Source organism: uncultured Maribacter sp. (assembly GCF_947500985.1).
GTDB lineage: Bacteria > Bacteroidota > Bacteroidia > Flavobacteriales > Flavobacteriaceae > Maribacter.
Map to the genome: position 1 here is coordinate 505,959 of NZ_CANMTX010000003.1, position 19,365 is coordinate 525,323.

Here is a 19,365-nt window from a genome sequence, read left to right on the forward strand (position 1 = left end):
CAAATTATTTTATGGTAAATTTATGCATCAATTAAAAAACCAACCATGAAATCGATTCTAAACGAAGAGGCATACCAAGAAATTAAAGGTAGAATTGAGCAACTTTCTGAAACCTCTGAGAAAGGTTGGGGAAAAATGACCGTTGGGCAAATGGTTTGGCATTGCCAATACCCGTTAAAATTAGCTATTAAGAATACACCCAATACTTCTAAAGGAAATTGGTTCGTAAAAACGTTCTTTAAAAAATCTTTATACAATGATAAACCGTGGCGTAAAAATTTACCGACTGCACCTCAGCTAAAAACAAAAGAAGTCAAAATATTCAGTACCGAACACGAAATTCTTAAAACTTTAGTGAATGATTTCTATGCAGTTCGTGATCGCGAAGAATGGTATCCGCACCCAGCTTTTGGTCCATTTACTAAAGAGCAATGGGGTCAAGTGCAGTACAAACATTTAGACCATCACTTAAAACAATTCGGGGTATAACTTGGTTGTTGGTTGTTGGTTGGAAAAAAAACAAATTCAAGTTCAAGTTCAAACTCAAAAATACTTAGTACTTTTTACTTAATACTTTGTACTCATTACGCAGTACTCTTTACTCTATTATCTATTTTCTCTAATCCAACTTTGCACCTAGTACTTATTACTTCGTACTTCCACCTTAACTCATCAACTCTTGAAATTTCTTCAAATCGAATCCGCCATAATTACCTGAGCTCATAAGTAACAATGTGGTATTATCGTACGACTGACTTTCTAAGTACTCATGAAAAGATTTTGCATCGGTAAATATGTTTAAATCGTTTCTTTGAAAAGCTTCTGAAATTTGTTCGGGAGTAACGGCTTCTAACTTCTTAATAGCCACAGATTCTGGCAAGAAGAAAATAACTGCTTCATCAGCAGCATCTAAAGCACCTTTGTATTCCTTTAAAAATTCCGGATTAAAACTGCTGTACGTATGCAACTCTAAGCAAGCAATCAATTTTCTATTTGGGTATTGTTCCTTTACCGCCTTTGTAGTTGCAGCAACTTTACTTGGGGAATGTGCAAAATCTTTATAGGCGATACTTGAATTACCTTCTGCTATTTTTTCTAACCGTTTAGATGCCCCTTTAAATGTGGCAATAGCTTCGTAAAAATCGTCTTCATCAACACCCATATTTTGGCAAATCCACTTTGCACCTGCCAAATTGCTTAGGTTATGTTTTCCGAAAACCTCAATAGGCATCGGTCCTTCATTCGTTTCCAACAACGTTTCACCGTCTTCAACGGTATATTCAGGTGTAGTATATGGTAATTTTCTAATGGCATTTTCAGAAGCTTCAACAATCTCCTTTACTGTTTCGTCTTCTATATTATAAGTTATAGAACCACCATTAACGATACTATCAACGAATATTTTAAACTGCTCTACGTAATTCTCAAAAGTGGGAAATACATTGATATGATCCCAAGCGATACCACTTAACAAAGCAATATTAGGTTTGTATAAATGAAATTTAGGTCTGCGGTCTATTGGGGACGATAAGTACTCATCACCTTCTAGCACGATAAAATCATTATCCTCGGTAAGGTGCACCATTCTATCAAAACCATCTAATTGTGCCCCTACCATATAATCAACCTCTATATCATTAAAGTTGAGGACATGAAGGATCATTGAGGTAATGGTTGTTTTACCATGGCTACCACCAATAACTACTCGGGTTTTATTTTTAGATTGCTCGTATAAAAATTCTGGGTAAGAGTAAATAGTGATTCCCAATTCTTGGGCTTTTAGCAATTCTGGGTTATCTGCTTTGGCATGCATACCCAATACAATAGCATCTACATTACTTGTTACTTTTTCAGGAAACCAGCCAAACTCTTCGGGTAGTAATCCTTTTGCTGCTAATCTAGATTTAGAAGGTTCAAAAATGACATCGTCACTACCTGTAATAACATATCCTTTGTGTTCTAGAGCCAATGCTAAATTGTGCATGGCACTTCCTCCTATTGCAATAAAATGTATTCGCATTCCTAAATTTTAGGTGGCAAAGATACGTATTGTGCATGTATTATTATGGAATCTCTATAAAACTAGAACCTAGCAAATCCCTTAAAAAATGGGATTATCATCGATGAAATACGTTAATTTTTAACACTTCCTATCAAGTTTAGTAGTATTCACCCTACATAATGATGTTTTCACAACATATAATTTCCTACAAATGTTAACGGAAATACCTTTAACAGCTATTAAGGTATTCAACAACCAACCCCCTATTAATGAATAAATTAAAAATTAGGTTCTTAGCCATAGTGTGTTTCACGCTTGGTTTCTCAAACTTGGTCAAAGCACAATGCGCAGGAAATGATGCCAGCATTGTAGTTTGTGAAAAAGATGCAGATGACACCAATCGTAACTTTGCCTTATTTCCAAGATTAGGTGGCTCGCCTACCGCTGGCGGAACATGGTCAACCACAAATCCAGAAAATTTCTATGCTTTAAACCAAAGTACGGGAATCGTTGATCTATGGCGTATTAATAACTATGGAACGCACTCCTTTGTATATACCAATACAGATTGTAATGAAACTGCTACCGTAACCATAACTTTAGGTGGTTACCCTGGCGAAGATAATATTGATGGTAGCGCCAATGCTTGCGGAGATGACAGCAGTGTTAACTTACATGGTTTTTTAGGGAGTAATGTAGACGGAAAAGTTCAAGATTTCAATGGCCTTTGGGAAGAAGACCCTAGTACATTTACAGGTCAGTTAGAAGATAATATCTTCAATGCCCAAATGGCAGGACCCGGAATATATAATTTTACGTATACCGTACCAGATGTTGATAGTTGCTTAGAAAGAACATCAACAGTAATTTTAGAAGTGCACCCACCACCAAATGCAGGTGATGCTTTTGGTCTTACATTTTGTGCAGATGATGATTTATCTGCCTACACCGCATTTGATCTCAGCGATCAATTGGTAGGTGAAGATCCTAATGGAACTTGGACGGAAAACGGTACCAATCAATTAAGTGACCTCAACGATTCAGTCATAAATATTCAAGAAATGTATAACAATTTTGGTTATGCAGATTTCACGTTCATTTATACAGTTTTCCCTAGTCACCCAGTATGCGAAAAAAGAGAGACCGAAATAAGCATTAGTATTTTACCTGTGCTACACGGTACTATTACCGCAGATGATATATGTGCTGGCGAAGACTATGTTGTTGATCTAGTTTACGATGATACGCTATTGCACAATGGTGATTTTTTAATTCAGTATTCCATAGATGGTACCATTGGCGATTCACCCGCAACATTAGCTGATGGAAATGGAGATTTCATTATCGACCCTTCTTTAGTACCCTTAAATCAAGAAGTAACTCTTGAAATTACTGGCATAACCAGTGTTACTCCCCCACGAGCTGTTTGTGATAGAGTTGTTGTGCCACCAACTACGTTCTTGGTTACAAGTTCATCTGTTAGCGCAGAAGATATCTGTGTTGATAATGACAATACCATTCAGGTGATTGAAATTCTTGACACCAATGGTAATTTGGCTAATGGAAACTTCACTACAGCATATACAATTACAGATATAGATGGTGGCACGTTAACTTCAGATGCGTTTGAACTTGAATTTACAAATGGCGCAGCTACATTTATAATAGCTGGAAGTAATTTTTCTGAAGGTGGAGCGTACAGTATTAGACCAACGATTAGCGACATATACGCCACAAGTTGTCCTATTACAGATACATTTATAGTAACTCCGTTACCAGATGCTATTCAGCTAGACCTCATAGTAGACAATAATTGCGATGCCACACAAATAGATGTTTTGGTAGACGCTCCTATTTTACCAGATGGCACCTATACGATAACCTATGATGTTACCGAATTAGGTTCTAATACCGTGCTAACTACCAATACCATAAATTTCACAGGTGGTACTGCTGCCTATCAAATAGATGTTGATGCTTTACCTATTGGTAATTATACCGCTAGTGTACGAAGCATTCAAAACGATACTACACCCTGCCGATTAGATTTTGAGTTTGAAGAGAGCGAAAACTTCTCTCGTGGCGGAGTGCCAGATGCTCCCGTAGCCGATGCCAACCAAACTTTTTGTTTGAGTGATTTTAGCGAAGCACCAACATTGATGGATATTAATGTTACCGCAGAAGGCGATATTTTATTTTACGATACCGATACAGACACCAATATTCTACCGATTGCTACAGAACTGATTGATGGTGAAGATTATTTTGTAACCAATAGCGATCCACTTACTAATTGTGAGGGTACCGAACGTGTTCAAATAACAGTCAATTTCAGTAATCCTGATGCGCCAACGAGTGATGATAATACTCCGTTGTTCTGCGCAGAAACGAGTCCGACATTGTCGAATATTACTGTAAATGTAATTACAGGCAGTTCAGTTTCTTGGTTTAGTACGCTCTCTGGCGGTACTGCTTTAGATATGTCAACTATTCTAGTAGATGGTCAAACTTATTTCGCAGCTACCAATAGCGGTGGTTGTACTAGTACGGAGCGATTAGAAATTACGCCGACAGTAATAACGGTTGCACCAACGGCAATATCTTCAGATATCTTATTAGTTTGTGGTTTAGATGACCCTACAGTTGCAGCATTACGGACTTTAGAAAACGAAACAGCAAATGAAGTATTCTGGTTTATGACCGAAACTGGCGGTACAGCCCTAACAGATGATGTTCCTTTAATTCCTGATACTATATACTATGCAGAAAATTATAATTCCCTTACCGAATGTTCTTCTGCAACACGTATACCGGTAACTGTAGATTTTAGTAATTGTGATCCCGAAAATTATGACTTCTTCATACCTGACGGATTCTCACCAAATGCCGATGGCAGAAATGATACCTTTTTCATTCCGAATATAGAAACCATATTCCCGAATTTCACTTTAGAGATTTTGAACCGATACGGCACCTCATTATTTAAAGGTGACAAAACTAATCCCGCTTGGGATGGTAGAAATGGTTCTGCCACAGCACCAAATGGAGTCTATTTTTATATCATCAATTATAACAAAGGCAATTCAGAACCTATTCAAGGTCGCTTATACTTAAACAGATAACCCATGCACAAGAAATTAATAAACACACCTTGGGGTATTTGCATCGTTATGCTTTTGTTCCTTTTAAAAACGCAGGCACAGCAAGACCCGCAGTATACACAATATATGTATAACATGAATGTGGTCAACCCTGCTTACACGACCAATGAACCAGGCATGCTCAATTTTGGTACGCTATACAGAACCCAATGGGAAAATGCTATTGGCGCACCAAAAACGCTGACCTTTTTCGCCCACACTCCGTTATCTGAAAAAATTGAAATGGGCGCATCTATTATATCAGATGATATTGGCGATGGTTCATTGAAAGAAAATAATATGTATGTTGATTTTGCTTATATACTTAAGCTAGATGAGCAAAGTAATTTGAGCTTAGGATTAAAAGGTGGTATCACTACGTTCGAAACTAATTTTAACGGATTCAGGCTACCAGAGGTTCAAGATGATCCTGCCTTTGGTGAAAATATGAATAACACCTTCCCAAATATGGGTATAGGTGCATTTTATAACAGAGATAAGTTTTACGCAGGTTTATCTATTCCAAATTTATTGACCTCTAAACATCTAGAAAATAGAGATGGTCTAAACCGTATTGGGTCAGAAGCCATTCACCTTTTTGGTATGGCAGGTTATGTATTTGACATTAATTCTAACTTAAAACTAAAGCCATCTGTATTGACCAAAATAGTTTCGGGCGCACCTATTACCGCAGATGTATCTTTCAACGCATTATTCAACAATCGTTTTGAAGGTGGAGTATCGTACAGGATAGATGACTCTGTCAACGCCATGTTCAATATAGCGGTTATACCTTCTGTTCGCATAGGCTATGCTTATGATTACACCTTGTCTAATTTAGGCGCATTCAATAATGGATCACATGAAATTTTTGTGCTGTTCAACCTAGACCTTTGGGGACTCAAAAAAGGCTATGATAAATCTCCTAGATTCTACTAAAATGAAAAACTTACATATTTATATCATCCTATTTTTAGGCATTTTTCAATCCGTCTGGTCACAAGATCTAAAACGTGCCAACGACCTATTTGAAAAGAAATACTATGCAGATGCCATTGCCTTGTACGAAGCGGCATTACCGAGCAACAAAAGCAGTTTGGTCTTAAAAAACCTGGCAGATAGCTATTACCACACTTTTGACCTAAATGCATCGGCACGTTGGTACCGCTACCTTATTTCTAATTATGGCGATACGGTAGATGAGCAGTATTATTTTAAACTGAACCAGTCTTTAAAAGCTATTGGCGAATATGACGAAGCCGCACAGGTATTATTCGATTATTACACCAAAGAAGGCAATTCAGAAAAATTGCAGCAACTAAAAGAAGAAAATATATACCTAGAAAATGTAAAAGCAATTGGTGATCGTTTCGCAATTGCAAATAGTAACCTGAATACGACGACATCAGAATTTGGGGCAATGCAGGTAGGTGATGCCATTTGGTACACGGCGGCACATAAAAAATCAAGTTCGAAAACATACCGGTGGAACAATCAGCAGTATCTTGATATTTACACACACCCAATAGATCAAGAACAACTGGGCGATAGTATTAGTGCAAGCCTATCAAATACTATTAATACAAAATTACACGAAGGTTCTTTTACGGTTTCACCTGACGGAAATACCATGTATTTTACTCGAAACAATTATAACAATGGTAAGCGTAAAACCGATGACCAAAAGGTGTCTAATTTAAAAATATACAGTGCTAGTTTAGTTGATGGCGAATGGGGGAATATTACAGAACTTTCATTCAATAGCGACGATTATTCTAATGAACATCCTGCTTTAAATGCAAATGGTACAAAATTATATTTTTCTTCGGATAGACCAGGCGGATTCGGTTCTTTCGATATTTACGAAACAAGCCTACAAGCCGATAATACATTTAGCAGTCCCGTTAATTTAGGCAGTGAGATTAATACGGATAAGAAGGAGCAATTTCCTTTTATATCTTCTGATAATTCACTTTACTTTTCATCGAACGGACACCCAGGCTTCGGACTTTTAGATGTCTTTATTTCTAAAAACAAAAATGACACTTTTCAACATCCAGATAATTTAGGGTTACCTGTAAACAGTGGTTATGATGATTTCTCATATGTATTGAATACAGATAATGCATCGGGTTATTTTGCAAGTAACAGACCATCTGGTAAGGGTAGCGATGATATCTATAGTTTTAGCGTAACCAAAGAATTATCAATTGAAGATTGTGAACAATTTATTGGGGGTATTATTACGGATCGTACCACTACCCTTCCGTTAGCCAATGCAACGGTAACTTTATTAAATACAGAAAACAAGGTCATAGCCACATGCATTACAAAAGAAAATGGTGCCTTTGATTTTAATATTGTCTGTGAAGCATCCTACGAAGTTAAAGCAGAAAAAAATGGGTATGAGGGTAATGCCAAGAACATCCGCAGTACAAAAGAAAGAAATGCCGAACATGATGCATCGATGCCTTTATATTCCATCCTGGAAAAACAAAAAACAGAAGCACTAGCATTACAAGAAAAGCAGAAAGCTGAAAAACTACGCACCGAACAAATGGCTGCTAAAAAGTTAGAGGCAGATAAAAAAGCCAATCTGTTAGCAGAAAAACAACGTATTGAAGAAGCCGAACATTTAACGAAACAGCGCATTGCCGAGAAAGCAAAAATCGAGAAGGCACTTGCAAAGAAAATAGCCGATGCCATAGCAACAGAAGAAGCTTTAGTAAAAGAGAGCGACCGTACGGTTATACAGACCGAAGAAATACATTTCGATTATAGTTTATGGTATCTAAGAAGAGAGTCTCGCGAACGATTACAGACTGTTATCGATATCATGAAGAAAAACCCGGGTATGGTCATTGAAATTGGCACCCATACAGATATTCGCGGTAACAAAGGGTATAACAAAGACCTATCTCAAAAACGTGCAGATTCTGCCAAAGATTTCTTGATTAAAAACGGAATTGAATCTGGCAGAGTAGTTTCAAAAGGATACGGAGAATCAAAACCTATTGTAGTTTGTGCGACTGAAGAAGCCTGTTCTGAAGAAGATCATGAGTGGAACAGACGCTGCGAATTTGTGGTACTTGATTGGGAATACGGCAACTAACCGAAAACAACATTTCTAGACGAACAACTATTATAAAATTGCGACATATTCTAGTATCTTTAGTTCTTAAACTAAAGAATAATGAACTACAACCTTTCTACAATAACCTCTAAAGAAATTATGCCAGGTTTACATGGCAAATTGGTACACTCTGAAAATATGAGTATGGCATTTTGGGATGTAGAAAAAGGCGCAACGGTACCTGAACATGCGCATATGAACGAGCAGATTATGCATGTTATGGAAGGTGATTTTGAATTCACCTTAGATGGAACCACAAAGGTGTACCGCCCAGGTGATATCGTGGTAATTGCCCCGCATTTAAAACATAGTGGTGTTGCCTTGACCCCTTGTAAATTGTTAGATGTATTTAGCCCAACACGAGAAGAATACCGTTAGCAATTGGTTGTTAACCTCGGCTTCGCTCAGTTACCTAATTTAAAAATTTTAGAAATGAACATATCTTTAAAAAATAAGAAAGCGTTAGTTGGTGGTAGTAGCGGTGGCATTGGCAAGGCAATTGCGCAGCAATTGGCTGAAAGTGGTGCCAGTGTAACCCTAATATCGCACAGCGAAGAGAAATTACACATCATAGTAAATGAATTGCCTACAGACCAAGGACAGCAGCACCAATATCTTGCAGTAGATTTCAATAATTTTAAGGATTACAAAAACGTAATTAGTAATTTTTTTAAAAACAATACAGTAGACATTTTGGTAAATAATACACAAGGTCCATCTGCTGGTAGTGCATTAGAAAAAAAAGTAGATGATTACCAAGAAGCTTTTGATCTCTTATTTAAAACCGTGGTCTTTACAACAGAATTGGCACTACAGTCTATGATACAAAAGAATTGGGGTAGAGTTATAAATGTTGCCTCAGTTTCAGTAAAAGAACCACTATCGTACTTAGCGCTCTCAAATTCTATTCGGGCTGCCGTAGTAACATGGGCAAAATCTTTGGCTACAGATGTCGGCAAACACAACATTACAGTAAATAGCGTACTCACCGGTTATTTTGATACCGACCGTATTGCGCAACTTAATGCCAAAAAGGCGGAACAATTAGGTATTGAACAAACCGAGGTAAGAAGAGAAATGGAATCTAGAGTAGCGGTTCAGCGAATTGGCGACCCAAAAGAATATGGTTATTTAGTTGCATTTTTAGCATCTGATAACGCGGCTTATATTACGGGTATAAATATGCCAATTGATGGCGGACTATTGAAGTCGCTCTAATTAAATTAGGGTTTACGTTAGTAGCACTTAACATATTTAATAAAATACCATACGCTATACTGACCCGTCCTGAAATATGTATACAAAACACTTCAAGTATATGTATAAAAATGATGGATATGTAAAACACTATAGTGAGAGCTTCAAGCTCAAAAGTCTTGGCAGAACTTACCAAAGGAAACCATTCCAAACGACAAATTATATTAACTTATGGTATACAATCCAAAACTGTAAATAGCAGAATAACAACTGCTTAATATCTAAATAAAAAATGAAAAAAGTAGCAATTGGTTGCGGAATATTTTTAGTGCTGGTCATTGGTACTGTTACCTTACTGTTTTATATACTTACTAGACCTAAATACAGAGATGTAGCTACTGAAAAACCATTTTCAGAAATTTTAAGTCAGAAAATAATCACGAAAAGACCTACCCTGATTTTAAATTATGATTTGCCTAGATATGAAGACTATAGCTATCATTTAGAAGATGGTAATGGTTTTGTTATGGAATCTGATTTAGAAACGATAGTAGAAATACCAATTGGTACAGAAGTAGAAATAGACAAAATAGAAATCCATACCAATAGGGTTAGCGGTACATCTAGCGTTTATCTTTTTGGTAATGTCTATAGTCAAGAAAAACAAGAAAGCTATTCTTTTCAATATACCTGGGGTGATTATCATCTCATATACGAAGACAACCCATACTGGACCTTTGAGCTTGCCTTTTGGCAAGACGAACCATTGACTGAAAAGTATTTTATAGATGTGCCTTAATAATCAAAAAAGAAATATTGTTATAATGAAAGGTTTTACACATATTGCCTTTTTACTTTTTATAATATTAAGTGCTAATTCATGCGATAAATCTACCATCGATGGTGAATGGGATGACAACATACATCTTTCTAAGAAAAACATAACTATTTCAGCGGAAGCAACTACTGTTCTTATTACTACAGAAGGTAATTCTTGGTGGGTTGCCGAGATATTACTTTATGATGATGCAGATAATGACATTTCTGACGTTGATACCACCCAAGAAGACTTCTTGATTGAAACGGTAGACTTTATCATTGAAAGAAAAAATGCGAAAGAGATTTATGTCTCAATGAAGCAAAATAACACAGGTTCAGATAGAACCTTAACTGTATCGCTACAAGCTGGTAATTATTTTGACGGATTTCAAGTGCATCAATCAGCCGATTGATTTTTTGGTGCTGAATATAGTAGCCTTAAATAACAAGATAATCGATTTGTAATTATTAAGATTGATAAACGGTCAATTAATATTTTGGGAAATTACATTGCATCATTCTTTTTGTAATCACCTTCAAAAACTTCGAACAACCTTACCTGCCTAATTGAAAAGTACGTTTCACTCATTTATCATTGTATATAAAATTACCTTGGCACAGTTTTGTATTGTAATTTTACTATGATGAAAAAGCTATATTTAATTCTAATCTTATTTATGTCCGTACAATTTGGTAATTCCCAAGAGCACAATTCTTATGATTCACTTTGGGATAAAGTTCTTGATTTGGAGATGGAAAACTTGAGTAAATCGGCATTAAAGCAAGCTGAAGCCATCTTTGTAAAGGCGAAAAGCGAAAAAAATGAGGTACAGACTATAAAGGCCCTTCTTTATAAATCTAACTTTATTAATAGGCTTGAAGAAGATTCTAAATTAAATATCGTTAATGATATCAAATCTGAAATAGCAGTATCAGATAGTGCAACGAAAAGCATTCTTCATAGTCATTTAGCGAACTTATATTGGCAATACTACCAGCAAAACAGATATCAATTTAACAATAGAACCAAGACAGCTGTTAAGGTTGATTCGGTAGATTTCAGAACTTGGGATTTAGATACAATATTTAAAGAAATAGATTATCATTTTACCGCATCCTTAGAAAATGCTAGCATAACTCAGCAACTTCCTATTTCAGATTTTGATACAATCTTAGAGAAGAGCGAAGAAAATAGAAAGTACAGACCTACGTTATTTGACGTTCTTGCACATACTGCTTTACAATTTTACACAACGAGCGAAAATAGTATCAACAAACCTGCAGATTCTTTTGAGATTGACAACGAAGCTATTTTATGCGAGGCATATACTGCCAGTTTTCTAAATTTTAATGATAGTAAAAATCTGTCATTACAATCTAGAGCACTTGAAATATACCAACAACTCGTAGCATTTCATTTTGGCAACCCAGATATGAGCCCGTTGGTATTGGTAGATATAGAGCGATTACGCTTTATTCATCAAAACGCGACATTTGCCAATAAGAACAATCTATTTCTTGAAGTACTACAGAATTCAGCCGAAAACATAAAGCATAGTCCCCTATCTAGTTTATACACCTTTGAAATTGCACTTCAGTACCAACAATTAGGACTCACCTATTCCCCTAAAACGAATGAAGAACACCAATGGAAATTAAAAGAAGCCATTGCACTTTGCGATGATGTAATTGCGAGATTCCCTAAAAGTTTAGGGGCGCATAAATGCATAGTCTTAAAATCTGAAATTCAAAATATCAATATTCAACTGACTTCAGAAAAGCATATACCTACCAATATGGTAAGTAGATTACTGGTTAGTTATAAAAATATGGAGAGCCTGACTTTAAAGGCTTACCGAATTACCCAGAAACAATTAAAAGAGCTTGAAGAATTATATCAAGACCCTAAGAAAAAAGACTATATAAAAAATCTACCTCTTGCTAAAACCTGGTCCACATCTTTAAAAACAGAGAACGATTATCAAACGCATAGTACTGAAATCTCCATGCCGGCTTTAGAAAATGGAAATTATGTGATTGTTGCAGAATCTGGCGATGAAAAAGTAAATTCATTTAGCTTTACTACTGTTCAAGTAACCAATTTGGCAGTAATAGAAACGCAAAACTTAACCCATCAGTTCTACCAAGTAATCGATCGTAATAATGGCAAACCTATTGTAGGTGCCGAAGTTATTTTAAGGTATCGAAAAAATTATAATCAACCGATAAAACGTAAAACCTATACCACTGATAAAAATGGTAGCATCGCTATCGAAAAAAATGAAGAAAGTTGGAACGACGTTTCTATAACAGCTAAAAAGTATAGCGAAACTGCATATTTTGGTGAGTACTACATAAACAGAGGGTATGCCCAAAATGAAGAACGAATTAACTATTCATGCTTTTTGTTTACGGACAGAAGTATTTACAGACCAGGTCAGCCAGTATATTTTAAAGGTATTGTTATTAGCCAAGATAAAGGTGTTTCTAAAGTTTTAGAAAACGCTAAAATTAAAGTTACGCTCGCAGATGTTAACGGACAAGAATTAGAGACCCTTGCATTGACTACAAATGATTATGGTTCTATTTCGGGTGAATTTATACTACCAAATTCCGGACTCACAGGTCAGTTTTCTATTCACGCTTCTTCAACTAAATATCGTTTGAACGGGTATACCAGTATTTCAGTTGAGGAGTATAAACGACCTAAATTCGAAACAAATTTAGAACCAGTTACAGACACCTATAAGGTCAATGACAGTATAACGGTGACAGGTAAAGCAACCGCATATGCAGGTAGTTCCATCACAGATGCAAAAGTAGTTTACCGTGTAAAAAGAGTGGTGAATCTACCAAGATGGTATTATTGGTTTAGACCCTATTTTAATGGTTCTTCTCAAGAAATTGAACAAGGCGAGACCGTTACCGATGCAGCAGGTAATTATAAAATAAAATTTAAGGCGATACCCGATAATAGTATTGCCAAAGAAAATCTGCCCACTTTTAATTATGAGGTTACAGCAGATGTAACCGATATTAATGGAGAAACTAGAAGTACAGTTACGAATGTGGCAGTTGGCTATCATGCTCTAAACGTAAGTTTAGTAGTGGAGGAGACCATTGACAAGACCCTAAAGGATACAGGCTTTACTATTACCAGCAGAAATTTAAACGGAGAATTTGTAGCGGCAACAGGCGAGATAAAATTATACAAGTTACAGGCACCCGAAAACGTAATACGCCCAAGACAGTGGTCTGCCCCAGATTATCAAACTTTTTCAAAAGATGAATTCTTAAAACTTTATCCGCATGACGCTTTTGAAGACGAAGACAATTCTGCCAATTGGAAAAAAGGTAAAATGGTTTGGCAATCTAAATTCAACACTCAAAATTCTAAGGATATAAATTTCGGTAAAACTAAGAATTGGGAACCTGGTAAATACAGGTTAGAATTAAACTCAAAAGACAAATTTGGGCAGGCCGTAAAAGATATCGCCATTATTACATTTACTGGTAACGAGCAAACATTAGCTGACAACCAATTGTTTCATATAAAAACAGATAAAGCACAATATGAGATTGGCGACAAAGCTCAAATAACATTTCTTTCAAGTGCAGAAGATTTGAATATTTATGTAAGAGTCGAAAAAAACAATACAATTGTTGAAGAAAAGTTAATTACGCTGAACAACAACTCTAAAACCATATCGGTACCGGTTACCGAAAATGATTTAGGCGGATTTGTAGTTACTTACGGTTATGCATTTGCCAATTATTTTGAATGGAACGCTCGTAATATTTTGGTACCCTACCCTTCTAGCGATTTACAAATAGAGACTACGACCTTTAGAGATAAAATTGCTCCGGGTGTTGATGAAACTTGGTCTTTTAAGGTCAAAGGTCCTAAAGGTGAAAAAGTAAGCGCTGAGTTATTGGCAAGTATGTACGATGCCTCTTTAGATCAGTTCAACCCTCATTCTTGGAGTTTTTATCCATTAAACAGACCAAATTACTATTCGCGAATTAGAACGAATGCTCATGACAGCTTTTCGACCAGCAGCTTCTATACATTTTCGAATTATTTAGACATGAGCTACCCAAGTCTAAGATTTGATTCTTTCGATTCGTTCGGGTTAGATTTTCATACGTATGGAAATTTCTATGAATCGCGAGCTATTAGTTATAGTTCCGCACCCTTGAGAAAATCGATGATGGCAGATGGTGCTGAGTTAGAAGAAATGGTAATGCTTGATGATTCAACTGCAAGCAAAGAAAGTAAATTAGAAGGCAGAGTCGCAGGTGTTGAAATAAACGAAGCCTCACCTGAACCCGAGAAAGAGAAAGAAGATTTTGGATCGGTGACCATTCGTAAGAATCTACAAGAAACCGCTTTTTTCTTTCCATTATTACAGACAGATAAAGAAGGAAACGTATCGTTCAACTTTACTACACCTGAAGCTTTAACCAGATGGAATTTACAGCTCTTGGCACATACTAAAAAATTGGAAAGCACGATAACCAATCTCACTACGGTGACCCAAAAAGAGTTGATGGTGACACCAAATGCACCACGATTTTTACGAGAAGGAGATGAAATAACAATTAGCAGTAAAATCTCGAATCTAACAGAAAAGCTACTTTCTGGTCAAGCGAAATTAGAATTGACCGATGCAGTAACTAGTGTGGATATATCAACACAATTGTTAGAGGCTTCCAACATACTAGAGACAGCATCTTTTGAAGTTGATGCTATGGGGAACACCCAAGTTTCATGGAAATTGAATATTCCGGAAGGGTTGCAATCGGTTCAATATAAAATCATTGCAAAAGCAGGTGATTTTTCTGATGGCGAACAAAACATGTTGCCTGTATTATCAAATAGAACTTTGGTAACTGAAACATTACCTATGTGGATTCATAGCGACCAAACCAAGACCTTTACTTTAGACAAGTTAAAAAACACCTCATCGACTACGCTGAAGCACTATAAGCTAACTTTAGAAATGACATCTAACCCAGCTTGGTACGCAGTGCAAGCATTGCCGTATTTAATGGAATACCCATACGATTGTAACGAGCAGACATTCTCAAGGTATTACGCAAACACCTTGGCTAGTCATATTGCAAATAGCAACCCGAGAATTCGTGAGGTGTTTGACCAATGGGCAAATTCAGATGCCTTATTGAGCAATCTAGAAAAGAATGAGGAATTAAAATCGCTACTAATTCAAGAAACACCTTGGTTGCGGGATGCACAATCTGAAACCGAACAAAAGAAAAGAATCGGATTATTGTTCAATTTGAACAAGATGAAAAATGAGCAACAATCAGCTTTAAACAAGCTTGCCCAAAATCAGAATTCAAGTGGAGCTTGGTCTTGGTTTAATGGCGGACCAGATAACAGATACATTACCCAACATATTATTTCGGGAATGGGGCATTTGAATAAATTAATCACCTCAACAACGACCAATAACCAAAATTTATCAACTTCGTTCAACTCTCAATCAGAAATGATTGAAAATGCAATTTCATATTTAGATGCTGAGTTTGTGAAAGAGTACGAGCAAATGAAGAAATACACATCGAATATTAACGATGATCATTTAAGTGCAAATCAGGTTCATTATTTATATATGCGTAGTCTTTTTCCAGAAATTAAAACCTCTAAGAAAGTAGATGAGATAACCGCGTATTATTTAAAGCAATCTCAGAAATATTGGACAAAAAGAGGTTTGTATGCACAGGGAATGTTAGCATTAATTCTAAACAGAAAAGATGATATAAAAACATCTGCCAAAATTCTACGTGCGTTAGAAGAAAATAGTATTACCAGCGATGAATTGGGCATGTACTGGAAGAGTAATACCAGCTCATGGTTTTGGTATCAAGCACCTATAGAAACACAAGCTTTACTGATTGAAGCATTTTCTGAAATCCGCCCTGCCGACATAGAAACTGTAGACAATCTAAAAATTTGGCTACTTAAGAATAAGCAGACCAATCAATGGAGCACTACTAAAGCAACCACAGAAGCTGTCTACGCTTTATTATTACAAGGTAGCGAGTGGTTGTCAGTTACAGACGCAGTTGAAGTTTTAATTGGCGGTGAAAAGATTGATCCTTCTACCCTAGAAGATGTAAAGGTAGAAGCAGGAACTGGTTACTTTAAAACCTCTTGGAACACTACCGAGATTGAACCTAAAATGGGAGAAGTACAAATCAGCAAAAAAGGCAACGGAATTGCTTGGGGAGCTTTGTACTGGCAGTATTTTGAAGACTTAGATAAAATTACAAGCGCTGAGACTCCGCTGAAATTAAAGAAAAAAATCTTTTTGAAAAAGAATACTGATTCTGGCGAAGTGATTTCTGAAGTGACCGATAATACTACTTTAAAAGTAGGCGACTTGGTTAAGATTAGAATTGAATTGAGATCAGATAGAGATATGGAATTCATACACATGAAAGATATGCGAGCAGCAGGTTTTGAACCTGTAAACGTAAATTCAAGATACAAGTGGCAAGACGGCTTAGGATATTACGAAAGCACCAAAGATGCAAGTACCAATTTCTTCTTTGACTATTTACCAAAAGGAGTTTATGTATTTGAATATGATGTACGTGTAAATAATGCTGGCGATTTCAGTAATGGCATTACTACCATACAAAGTATGTATGCACCAGAATTTAGTAGTCATAGTGAAGGGGTTCGTGTAACGGTGGAAAATTAACGTCATTACGAACGTAGTGTAGTAATCTGCTTATGGGCTGACCAATAACTCAGCCACTACTCTTGTCACACAGATTGCCACGTCGCGAAAATACTCCTCGCAAAGACGAGTTAAAACACAAAAAAAGGGCGCTACAATGTAGCGCCCTTTTCGTCTTTTACTAAAAAATAATCTACCAAATACTAACTCTCTTTTCAGGAGCTAAATACATAGCATCACCTTCTTTAATATCAAAGGCATCGTAAAATTCTTGAATGTTCAACAAAGGTTGTGTTGCTCTAACCATACCTGGAGAGTGTGGATCAGTTTTGATTTGAGTTCTTAAAGCCTCATCTCTACTCTTAGTTCTCCAAACTGTAGCCCAAGACATAAAGAAACGTTGCTCAGCAGTAAAACCATCAATATCTTCAGGACGACCGTTTTCAGCGTAGTATTTCTGAAGTCCGTCATAAGCACCTAGTAATCCACCTAAGTCACCTATATTCTCACCTAATGTGAATTTACCGTTTACATAAACTTCTGGCAATACCATAACACTATCATACTGTACCGCTAAAGCATCAGCTCTTTCAGTAAATGCAGCTAAATCAGCATCTGTCCACCAGTTTTTAAGATTTCCATCAGCATCGAAACGAGAACCGCTATCATCAAAAGCATGAGAGATTTCATGTCCAATAACAGCACCAATTCCACCATAATTTACAGCTTCATCAGCAGTATAGTTATAGAATGGAGGCTGTAAGATTGCAGCAGGAAAAACAATCTCATTGTTCAACGGGTTAAAATATGCATTTACAGTCTGTGGAGACATTCCCCATTCTGTTTTATCAACAGGCTCTCCAATTTCTGAATAGTTCTTTAATTCGCCCCACTTATTAACAGCGGTCATATTCTCGAAGTACGACTTGTCTGCAGAAACTTCCATAGTAGAATAATCTTCCCATTTATCTGGGTAAGCAATCTTCACAGTGAATTTATCTAACTTTTCAATTGCTTTTGTTTTTGTAGAATCGCTCATCCAATCTAAAACAGAAATACGTTCTTTAAAAGCATCGATTACATTAGCGATCATCAACTCAGCATTTGCCTTCGCTTCTGGCGGAAACTTTGCATCAACATATAACTGACCTAAAGCTTCACCAACGGTACCGTTTACAGTTGCTAATGCACGCTCATCTGCAGCACGTTGTTCTTTTGCACCTCTTAGGTATTTGCTATAAAATTCCCAATCTGCAGTTTCAATATCAGTTGTTAATTTTCCGGCAGCACTATTAAAGGTATCCCATCTTACCAAAGTTTTGATATCTTCAATCGGAGTCGTTTTTAAGAACTTGTCTAAAGCTTCGGTATATCTTAATTGAGTAACCAAAAGTGTATCGAATTTTTTAGTAATCCCTAAATCAGAGATAAGTTTTTTCATGTCTATAGTAGACATCATTTTATCTACCTCAGCAATAGTTTTAGGGTTATTGTAGTTTCTAGCATCTCTACGCTCTACTTTATTTAAACGAGGTTCTGCCAATTGCGTTTCTAGAGCTAGAATTTTATCTGCAGCTTTCGTTGCATCAGCTTCAGAATCACCTAATTTCTGTAACATTTTAGATACGTGCTTCTTGTACTCTTCACGAATTTCAACAGACTTCTCATCTTCTTCTAAATAGAAATCACGATCAGGCAAACCTAATCCGTTAGCACCTAAATACACAGCGTTCATACTACTGTTATTTAAATCTGCACCTGCACCAATATTTAAGAACGGAGAAGATACAGCAGCATTGGTTGCCAATACGGTTTGTAAATCTTTTAAATTCTTTACCGAAGCAATTGCTTCAAATGCCGAAGTTAAGGGAGTAATACCCGCTTTGTTTCTAGCAGCAGAATCTAACTTAGTATCAAAAATTGCCAATGCTTTGGCTTGATCCGTATCTGCAGCGTAATTACCACTTTCTTTTGCGGTAGCTAATATTTTTAAAACATCGTCGTCAGTGGATTTACGAAGTACACTGAAACCACCCCAGCTAGTTCTGTCATCAGGAATTTCGGTAAACTTCATCCAGTTTCCGTTCACATAGTTATAAAAATCTGACTTTGGGTTTTGAGTAGTATCCATGTTCGATAGAACGATACCTGGTATTGTTTCTACTTCAGCAGCAGGTTTCGCTTCCTCTTTACAAGAAGCTAAGGCTACCAAACCGGCAGCAAGAAAATAAATCTTTTTCATTTTGTGTGAGTTAGTTTTTAACGTGTTAGTCTATATGACGCACGTTTTGAGTTTTGTTACAAAAATAACAGGATTTTACTTTCAATACGTTTTTTTACACTCACAAATACTAACATTAACAT

The 19,365-nt window shown here is 36.4% G+C and carries 11 protein-coding genes; 9 read left to right on the forward strand and 2 right to left on the reverse strand.

Features of this window, described 5'->3' with window-relative positions; all coding sequences use genetic code 11:
• Positions 1-45 precede the first annotated feature (45 nt).
• Complete coding sequence (locus Q0871_RS08735; protein WP_299321139.1) at positions 46-489, forward strand: DUF1569 domain-containing protein; 444 nt, start codon at positions 46-48, stop codon at positions 487-489.
• Between the two features lie 175 nt (positions 490-664).
• Here the strand turns inward: Q0871_RS08735 and murC are convergent, their stop codons facing one another.
• A complete protein-coding gene (murC, locus tag Q0871_RS08740; protein ID WP_299321140.1) occupies positions 665-2,020 on the reverse strand; it encodes a Mur ligase family protein in 1,356 nt (451 codons plus the stop codon).
• Positions 2,021-2,271: 251 nt separating this feature from the next.
• Between murC and Q0871_RS08745 the strand changes: the two genes are divergently transcribed.
• The 8 genes from Q0871_RS08745 to Q0871_RS08780 all read left to right on the forward strand — a co-directional run bounded on the left by Q0871_RS08745 (position 2,272) and on the right by Q0871_RS08780 (position 17,022).
• Positions 2,272-5,124, forward strand: coding sequence for a gliding motility-associated C-terminal domain-containing protein (locus Q0871_RS08745; RefSeq protein ID WP_299321141.1), 2,853 nt, complete (start codon positions 2,272-2,274; stop codon positions 5,122-5,124).
• A gap of 3 nt (positions 5,125-5,127) precedes the next feature.
• The gene (locus Q0871_RS08750; RefSeq protein WP_299321142.1) at positions 5,128-6,081 is read left to right on the forward strand and encodes a type IX secretion system membrane protein PorP/SprF; all 954 of its coding nucleotides are present in this window, start codon (positions 5,128-5,130) and stop codon (positions 6,079-6,081) included.
• A 1-nt stretch (position 6,082) separates the two neighbouring features.
• Positions 6,083-8,254 (forward strand): OmpA family protein, encoded by a 2,172-nt coding sequence (locus Q0871_RS08755; RefSeq protein ID WP_299321143.1) that lies wholly within the window; start codon positions 6,083-6,085, stop codon positions 8,252-8,254.
• An 81-nt stretch (positions 8,255-8,335) separates the two neighbouring features.
• Positions 8,336-8,653 carry a cupin domain-containing protein gene (locus Q0871_RS08760; RefSeq protein WP_299321144.1) on the forward strand — a complete coding sequence of 106 codons (318 nt, stop codon included), beginning with the start codon at positions 8,336-8,338 and terminating at the stop codon, positions 8,651-8,653.
• Between the two features lie 54 nt (positions 8,654-8,707).
• Complete coding sequence (locus Q0871_RS08765; protein WP_299321145.1) at positions 8,708-9,493, forward strand: SDR family oxidoreductase; 786 nt, start codon at positions 8,708-8,710, stop codon at positions 9,491-9,493.
• Between the two features lie 271 nt (positions 9,494-9,764).
• Positions 9,765-10,271: a hypothetical protein gene (locus Q0871_RS08770; protein ID WP_299321146.1), complete on the forward strand. Its 507-nt coding sequence runs from the start codon at positions 9,765-9,767 to the stop codon at positions 10,269-10,271.
• Positions 10,272-10,296: 25 nt separating this feature from the next.
• A complete protein-coding gene (locus Q0871_RS08775; protein ID WP_299321147.1) occupies positions 10,297-10,704 on the forward strand; it encodes a hypothetical protein in 408 nt (135 codons plus the stop codon).
• Between the two features lie 264 nt (positions 10,705-10,968).
• A complete protein-coding gene (locus tag Q0871_RS08780) occupies positions 10,969-17,022 on the forward strand; it encodes an alpha-2-macroglobulin (protein ID WP_299321148.1) in 6,054 nt (2,017 codons plus the stop codon).
• A gap of 172 nt (positions 17,023-17,194) precedes the next feature.
• Here the strand turns inward: Q0871_RS08780 and Q0871_RS08785 are convergent, their stop codons facing one another.
• Positions 17,195-19,243 carry a M13 family metallopeptidase gene (locus Q0871_RS08785; protein ID WP_299321149.1) on the reverse strand — a complete coding sequence of 683 codons (2,049 nt, stop codon included), beginning with the start codon at positions 19,241-19,243 and terminating at the stop codon, positions 17,195-17,197.
• Positions 19,244-19,365: the final 122 nt, after the last annotated feature.